Source organism: Klebsiella sp. 10982 (assembly GCF_048589245.1).
Taxonomy (GTDB): domain Bacteria; phylum Pseudomonadota; class Gammaproteobacteria; order Enterobacterales; family Enterobacteriaceae; genus Klebsiella; species Klebsiella quasivariicola.
Genome location: NZ_JBMAXV010000045.1, coordinates 26513 through 34019, shown reverse-complemented (window position 1 = coordinate 34019; position 7507 = coordinate 26513). Strand labels below are relative to the sequence as shown.

At 60.4% G+C, this 7507-nt stretch carries 6 protein-coding genes; 2 read left to right on the top strand and 4 right to left on the bottom strand.

Annotation, left to right across the window (positions count from 1 at the left end; genetic code table 11):
• Positions 1-242 precede the first annotated feature (242 nt).
• Positions 243-1871, top strand: a complete 1629-nt coding sequence (locus tag ACKLKD_RS23710; protein ID WP_080898015.1) for a long-chain fatty acid--CoA ligase — start codon at positions 243-245, stop codon at positions 1869-1871.
• Positions 1868-3592 carry an aldehyde dehydrogenase family protein gene (locus ACKLKD_RS23705; RefSeq protein WP_087805921.1) on the top strand — a complete coding sequence of 575 codons (1725 nt, stop codon included), beginning with the start codon at positions 1868-1870 and terminating at the stop codon, positions 3590-3592. Before ACKLKD_RS23710 ends, ACKLKD_RS23705 begins: the two co-directional genes overlap by 4 nt.
• A gap of 45 nt (positions 3593-3637) precedes the next feature.
• Here the strand turns inward: ACKLKD_RS23705 and potD are convergent, their stop codons facing one another.
• Genes potD through potA form a run of 4 tightly spaced genes read right to left on the bottom strand, consistent with a single transcriptional unit; the run spans position 3638 to position 7440 of the window.
• Entirely contained in the window at positions 3638-4684 is a 1047-nt protein-coding gene (gene potD, locus ACKLKD_RS23700; protein WP_087805923.1) for a spermidine/putrescine ABC transporter substrate-binding protein PotD, read from the bottom strand.
• Positions 4681-5466: a spermidine/putrescine ABC transporter permease PotC gene (potC, locus tag ACKLKD_RS23695; protein WP_025714409.1), complete on the bottom strand. Its 786-nt coding sequence runs from the start codon at positions 5464-5466 to the stop codon at positions 4681-4683. Before potC ends, potD begins: the two co-directional genes overlap by 4 nt.
• Positions 5463-6320 carry a spermidine/putrescine ABC transporter permease PotB gene (gene potB, locus ACKLKD_RS23690; RefSeq protein ID WP_004150812.1) on the bottom strand — a complete coding sequence of 286 codons (858 nt, stop codon included), beginning with the start codon at positions 6318-6320 and terminating at the stop codon, positions 5463-5465. The genes potC and potB overlap by 4 nt, the downstream gene beginning before the upstream one ends.
• Positions 6304-7440 carry a spermidine/putrescine ABC transporter ATP-binding protein PotA gene (potA, locus tag ACKLKD_RS23685; protein WP_025714408.1) on the bottom strand — a complete coding sequence of 379 codons (1137 nt, stop codon included), beginning with the start codon at positions 7438-7440 and terminating at the stop codon, positions 6304-6306. The genes potB and potA overlap by 17 nt, the downstream gene beginning before the upstream one ends.
• Positions 7441-7507 lie beyond the last annotated feature (67 nt).

Below are 7507 nucleotides of genomic sequence, written 5' to 3'. Positions count from 1 at the left end.
CTGTAAATCGCCACCGCTATCGCCCGGCCCGGTGTCGGGCGATACGCTCTCTGAGTAATGATCTTCCGGTCATGAGTTCGTCTTCTCCTTCCTGAATCATTTCCCACTCTATTTTGTGCGTGACCGCTGATTTCTGTACGTTTTTTTGTGCAGACCGGCAAATGTAGACCAGATTCAATAGGCGCCCGCGCGATCGCGCCGCGCCCCTCTATTCCGCCGGACGTCTGTAAAGGAGACCCGCCATGCCGTCACCGATGATTTATCAGGATCTCACCACTGCCGCGCTGCTCGGCCATGCGGCGCAGTTTCACAGCGAGACCGAGATTGTCTCGGTGGGCGCCGGCGGCGAGAAGGAGCGCAGCAGCTGGGGGGAGGTGGCCCGCCATGCTCAGCGGCTGGCATCGGCGCTGGCGTCGCTGGGGCTGCCGCCGGGCGCCCGCTGCGCTACCCTGGCATGGAACAACCGCCGCCACCTGGAAATCTATTTTGCCGTCGCCTCCGGCGGCTGGGTGACGCACACCGTTAACCCACGGCTGTCGGTGGACCATCTGCGGTATATCCTCAATGACGCTGCCGACGAAGTGCTGTTTTTTGACCAGACCTTTCTGCCACTGGTTGCGCAGCTGCTGCCGCACCTGCCGACGGTAAAACACATCGTGCTGATGGAACCCCGCAGCGAAGCCGCGCTCAGCCAGCTGCCCTCGCTGCTGTTTTATGACGATCTGTTGCAGCAGGGGACCATAGACTATCGCTGGCCGCCGCTCAATGAACTGACCCCGGCTTCGCTCTGCTACACCTCGGGAACCACCGGCCGGCCGAAAGGGGTGTTGAATACCCATCGTTCGCTGGTCCTGCACGCCCTGAGCGGCAACCAGCCGGACGCGGCCGGCATATCGGCGAAGGACAGCCTGTTGCCGGTGGTGCCGATGTTCCATGTCAACGCGTGGGGAACGCCGTTTATCGCCGCGATGGTCGGCGCGCGGCTGGTGCTGCCGGGGCCGCACCTCGATGGCGACAGCCTGCTGCAGCTGCTGGCCGCCGAGAAGGTGACGGTGGGGTTTGGCGTGCCGGTGATCTGGGCCGGCTTGCTGGCGGCGATGCGCCGGACAGACGTCAGAGTGCCTGAATTTAAACGGGCGCTGGTCGGCGGCTCCGCGCTGCCGCCGTCGATGGCCGAGGCCTTTCAGCGTGATTACGGCATTGCGCTGACCCACGCCTGGGGAATGACCGAAACATCGCCGATCGGCACCATCAACACGCCGTTGAGCAAACATGACGGGCTCCCGGCACAGGAGCAGCAAAAGCAGCGCGCCGGTCAGGGGCGGCCCATTTTCGGCATCGAACTGCAGGTGGTTGGCGTGGATGGCGAACCGTTGCCCCGGGATGGGCAAAGCCAGGGATATCTGCAGGTCAGAGGGCACTGGGTGGTAGAGCAATACTATGGTCAGGACGCGAGCGCCCTGACCGCGGCAGGCTGGTTTGATACCGGTGATATCGGTACGCTCGACGCCAATGGTTATCTGGTGATCAGCGATCGGGCAAAGGATATTATCAAGTCCGGTGGCGAGTGGATCTCCACCGTTGAGCTGGAGAATATCGCCATCGCGCATCCGGGGGTGCGCAGCGCGGCGGCCATCGCCGCCCGCCATCCGCGCTGGGACGAGCGGCCGGTGCTGCTGTGCGTCCGTGCGGAAGGGGGCGAAGTGGAGGAGACCGATCTGCTGAGCTGGTTTGAGAAGCGGGTGCCTAAATGGCAGATCCCGGACCGGGTGATATTTGTCGATGCGCTGCCGGTCAGCGCCACGGGTAAGGTGCTCAAAAATCAACTGCGCCAGGCCTACGGAGAGATTTTAATGAGTGAGGGAAAATGAGCCATGCGCGACCCGGTCTGACGACCTGTTCCCGGTATGACGCGGCGCTGTATGCCTTGTCGGCTGCGCGCCAGCGCTGGGCGGAAACCTCAGTGAATCGTCGTCTGGCGCTGTTGCGCCAGATCAAGGATGCCCTGGCCGGTATTGCTCCGGCGTGGGTGGCCGCCGCGGCGGCGGCCAAAGGGCTGCCGGCGGGCGATCCGCTGGCGGGGGAGGAGTGGCTGGCGGGCCCCTGCGCGCTAATGGTCGGATGCAACGGGCTCATCGCCACCCTGGAGCAGCTGGAGGAGAAGACCTTTCTGCGGCGGATCCCGCTGCGGACGCTGGCGGACGGCCGCCTGGCGCTGCGGGTGGTGCCCGGCACGCTCTGGGATCGACTGTTGCTGTCTGGTGTTCGCGCTGAGATATGGATGCAGCCAGGCGTCACCCGGGCCCATCTCGACCGCTATGCGGCGCGGGCATACGACATCCCGCCGGCCGCGCGGCAGGGCAAGCTGGCGCTGGTGCTTGGCGCCGGCAATGTGGCCTCGATTGCGCCACTGGATGTGCTACACAAGCTGTTTATTGAAAATCAGGTCTGCCTGCTGAAGCTCAATCCGCTGAATGATTATCTGCACGATCTGCTGGCCCAGGCCCTGGCGCCGCTGATCGCCATGGATGCGCTCCGCATTGTCACCGGCGACGCCCAGGCGGGAGCATGGCTGACCCCCCATCCCGCTGTCGATGAGATCCATATCACTGGCTCCCGCGAGACCCATGACGTCATCGTCTGGGGCGACGGTGAAGCGGCTCGCCAGCGTCGGGCCGCCGGGACGCCGCTGAACCCGCGCCGGGTGACCTCGGAGCTGGGCGGCGTCAGCCCCACCATTATCGTCCCCGGGCCGTGGAGCGAGGCGGATATCGCTTTTCAGGCGCAGCAGCTGGCGACGCAGAAGATGAACAACGGCGGGTTTAACTGCGTGGCCAGCCAGGTGCTGATCCTGCAGCAGGGCTGGGAGCCAGCGACGGGCTTGCTGAATCAGCTGTACCGGCTGATCGCCGCGAACACCCGTCCGGACTACTACCCCGGCGCTGAAAAAAGGCTGACCGACTTTCGCCTGCGCGCCCGCCAGCCGCTGGAGATAGCGCGCGGCGACGCGCTGCCGTTAATTGTGACGAACACCGAGGATGACCCGGCGTTCTGTCAGCAGGAGGTCTTTGGCCCGGGGCTGTCGGTCACCCGTCTTGAGGCCGACAGCGCGGAAAGTTTCCTGCGCCAGGCGATCGGCTATGCCAATCAGCGGCTGCAGGGCTCGCTGGGGGCCAATATTGTGATCCACCCGCGCACCCGCAAAGCGATCGGGCGTAAGCGTTTTAACGCGCTGATCGCCGAGCTGCGCTACGGCACAGTGGCGATCAACTGCTGGAGCGGGGTGGCCTTCCTGTTAGCCCCCTGCCCGTGGGGGGCATTTCCCGGCCACACGCTCGACGATATTCAGAGCGGGCGGGGCAAGGTGCATAACAGCTTTATGCTGGAGAAAACCGAGCGCACGGTGATTGAGGCGCCGTTTCGGCCGTTTCCACGTAGTCTGTGGCATGGCGAACCGACGCTGATGCCGCTGCCGCCCTGGTTCATCACCCACCGGGAGCAGGACGCGGTGGCGCAGCGGCTGGTGGATTTTTACCATCGACCGCGCTGGCGCAAATTGCCGGCGATCCTGTGGCGCGCGCTGCGGGGCTAGGGTGAGGGCAAAAAAAGGGCGGAACCGCGGCTCCGCCCTGCGGGATTAGCGGCCCGCTTTCAGCTTCTGGTAATACTCTTCATAAATGGCGCTGGCGCTGCCCACGTCATTTTGCCATTCGCCTTTCTCAATGGTCGCAGCATCCGGATAGAGCGATTTATCGTTGGCCACTGCCGGGCTGAGCATTTTGCGCGCCGCCAGGTTCGGCGTCGGATAACCGATAGTTTCCGCGACCTGTTTGGCGACATCCGGGCGCAGCAGGAAGTTAATCAGCTTCAGCGCGCCGTCGACGTTTTTAGCGTTCGCCGGAATCGACAGACTGTCCATCCAGAAAATGCCGCCTTCTTTCGGCCAGATCACTTCCAGCGGCGTACCGGCCTGGCGAGCGACGTAAGCCGAGCCGTTCCACACCATGCCAAGGTTCACTTCGCCTTCCATATACGGATTAGCCGGGTTGTCAGAGTTAAACGCCGCGACGTTGGGCATCAGCTTTTTCAGCTCGTTATAGGCGGCTTCAATCTCTTTCGGGTCGGTGGTGTTGCCGGAATAGCCCAGCTTACGCAGCGCCATCTGGAACACTTCGCGCGCGTCGTCGGTCAGCAGCAGGCTGCTTTTGTATTCCGGCTTCCACAGATCGGCCCAGCTGGTGATGGTTTTCGGGTCGATAGCGTCACTGTTGACGCCGATAGCCGTCGCACCCCAGATATAGGGAATGGAATAGTCGTTATTCGGATCGAAGGGTTTGTTCAGCATCTGCGGATCGAGGTTGCTGAAGTTAGTCAGCTTGCTCTTATCGATCTTCTGCAGCATGCCTTCTTTGCGCATCTTGTCGACAAAGTAGGTCGACGGGACAACCAGATCGTACGCGCCGTCTTTATAGGTCTTGAGCTTGGCGTACATGGTTTCGTTCGACTCGTAGGTCGAATAGATAACCTTGATGCCGGTCTCTTTGGTGAACTGCTCCAGCAGGCCCGGCGGTACGTATTCGGTCCAGTTATAGAAATAGAGCGTTTTGCTGTCGTCCGCGTGCGCAGCGCCCATGCCGATTGCCAGAGTGCCCGCCGCGAGCAGGTGGCGTGACCATTTTTTCATCTTAACGTCCCCTGAGTTTTATCACGTGCAATTAACTGACTGGCGATGACCATCACCAGCGACAGAACCAACAGAATCGTGGCCAGGGCGTTCACCTCTGGCGAAACGCCGACCTTGACCATTGAATAGATCTTCAGCGGCAGGATTTCATACCCCGGACCGGTCACGAACGAGGAGACCACCACGTCATCCATCGACAGGGTGAAGCTCAGCAGCCACCCGGCCGCCACCGCCGGCAGAGCCAGCGGCAGGATGATTTTGCGCAGGATAGTCATCTCGCTGGCGCCCAGATCTTTCGCCGCCTCCAGCATCCGCACATCGAAGCCTTTCAGCCGGGAGTAGACGGTCACCACCACGAAGGGCAGGCAGAAGGTGATATGCGAAAACAGCAGCGACCAGAAACCAAGCTGGACGCCGATCAGCATAAACAGTACCAGCAGGGAGATAGCCATCACGATATCCGGCGACATCATCACCACAAACAGCATGCCGCTAACGAACGGTTTGCCGCGAAAGCGATAGCGATACAGCGCCACGGCGGTGAGTGAGCCGATAAGGGTGGCGAAAGTCGCTGACAGCACCGCCATGGTCAGCGAGTGCTGGGCGGCCTGCAGCAGGCTATCGTTGTTCATCAACAGGCTATACCAGTCGGTGGTGAACCCCTGCCAGTTGATACCGAAGCGCGACCGGTTAAACGAGTTAACGATCAGAATAATAATAGGGATGTAGAGATACGCGTAGATGGCGGTCATAAAGCCGCCGCGCAGCAGTCGACCGATCATTCCAGTTCCACCTTTTTATTCAGCAGGCGCGCCGCGCGCCAGTAGATCAACAGCATCAGCCCCATCACCAGGGTTAAGGTAATGCTGGTTGCCGCGCCGAACGGCCAGTCGCGGATATTCAGGAACTGGCTTTTGATCACGTTGCCGATCAGCAGGTTCTTGGCACCGCCCATCAGGTCGGAAACGTAAAACAACCCCATAGCCGGCAGCATCACCAGCAGACAACCGGCGATGATCCCCGGCATGGTCAGCGGAATGATAATGCGGATAAAGGTCTGCAGCTTGCTGGCGCCGAGATCTTTCGCCGCTTCCAGCAGCGGGCGATCCAGTTTCTCAATGCTGGAGTAGAGCGGCATCACCATAAACGGCAGCAGGATATACACCAGGCCGATGATCACCGCCGAGGGGGTGAACATTATGCGTATTGGCGTGTCGATCACCCCCAGCCACAGCAGAAACTCGTTCAGATAGCCTTTGGTGCTGAGGAAAATCTTCAGACCGTAGATGCGAATAAGCGAGTTGGTCCAGAAGGGAACGATCAGCAGGAACAGCAGCAGGGGCCGTACCTTCTGCGGCAGCCGGGCGAGGAACCATGCAAACGGGTAGCCCAGCGCCAGGCAGGCAAGGGTCGCCAGCAGCGCCATGTTCAGCGAATGCAGCAGCACATCGTAGTAGAGCGGATCCAACAGCCGCGAGTAGTTGTCCAGCGTGAAGACCAGCTTGACGAAGTTAGCGTCGTCGCGGGTCAGGAAGCTGGTGGCGATGATCATCAGGTTGGGCAGAAAGACAAACAGCACCAGCCAACCGACGATGGTGGCAATCACCACATTCTGGAATTTACTGGTGTTCTTCATCGGCCAGCACCACCTCCCAGCTCTCCACCCAATTGATAGACATTTTCTGGTCGAGGGAGTGGTCGAAATCCGGATCGTCTTCGTTAAAGAATTCGCTGACCATCACCATTTTGCCGTTTTCCAGCTCCACCACCGACTCCAGGGTCATGCCCTTATAGTTGCGCTCGCGGACATAGCCGATCAGGCCGTCGGCATCGCTGTTGTGGTGGATCTCATCGACGCGCAGATCTTCCGGGCGCAGCAGGACATGCAGACGCTGGCCGGCCTCCACCGCAAAGTTGACGGTGATGTTGCACTCCCGTCCTTCGACACTGGCGCGCACGCGCTGATCGTCGAGGCGTTCAATCACGGTAGCGTCGAAGATATTGATCTCGCCGATAAAGCTGGCGACGAACAGGTTTTTCGGCTCTTCGTAAATCTCACGCGGAGTGCCGTCCTGCTCGATTTTGCCATCACGCATCACCACGATGCGATCGGACATGGTCAGCGCCTCTTCCTGATCGTGGGTGACGAAGACGAAGGTGATCCCGAGCTTACGCTGCAGCGCTTTCAGTTCGTTCTGCATCTGCTTGCGCAGTTTGTAATCCAGCGCCGAAAGGGACTCATCGAGCAGCAGCAGGCGCGGTTTGTTGACCACCGCGCGGGCGATGGCCACGCGCTGCTGCTGGCCGCCGGAGAGCTGGTGCGGTTTGCGCTGGGCAAATGTCTCCAGCTGCACCATCTTTAAGGCATCCATCACCCGTGGAGTGATTTCCGCTGACGGGGTTTTTTGCATCCGCAGACCGAAGGCAACGTTCTCAAACACCGTCATATGCGGAAACAGGGCGTAGCTTTGAAAGACGGTATTAACGTGGCGGTTCTCCGCCGGGACATGGGTGATATCGTGATCTTCGAGATGGATCCGGCCGCTGTCGACGTTTTCCAGGCCGGCGATAAGGCGCAGAACGGTGGTTTTACCGCAGCCAGAAGGGCCAAGCAGGGTGAGAAACTCACCGTTGTTGATGGTCAGGTTAAGGTTATCGATGACCGTTTTACCATCAAAGCTTTTGCGAATTCCCGCCAGTTGCACCAGCGGCGAACGCGAACGCGGTTGTATATTCAATTTTTGACTCTGTCCCATGTAGACGCAACGGAAAATCGCTGACCGCTGCGGGGTTTGTGATTAACCACCTTTGGGGTTGCACGTT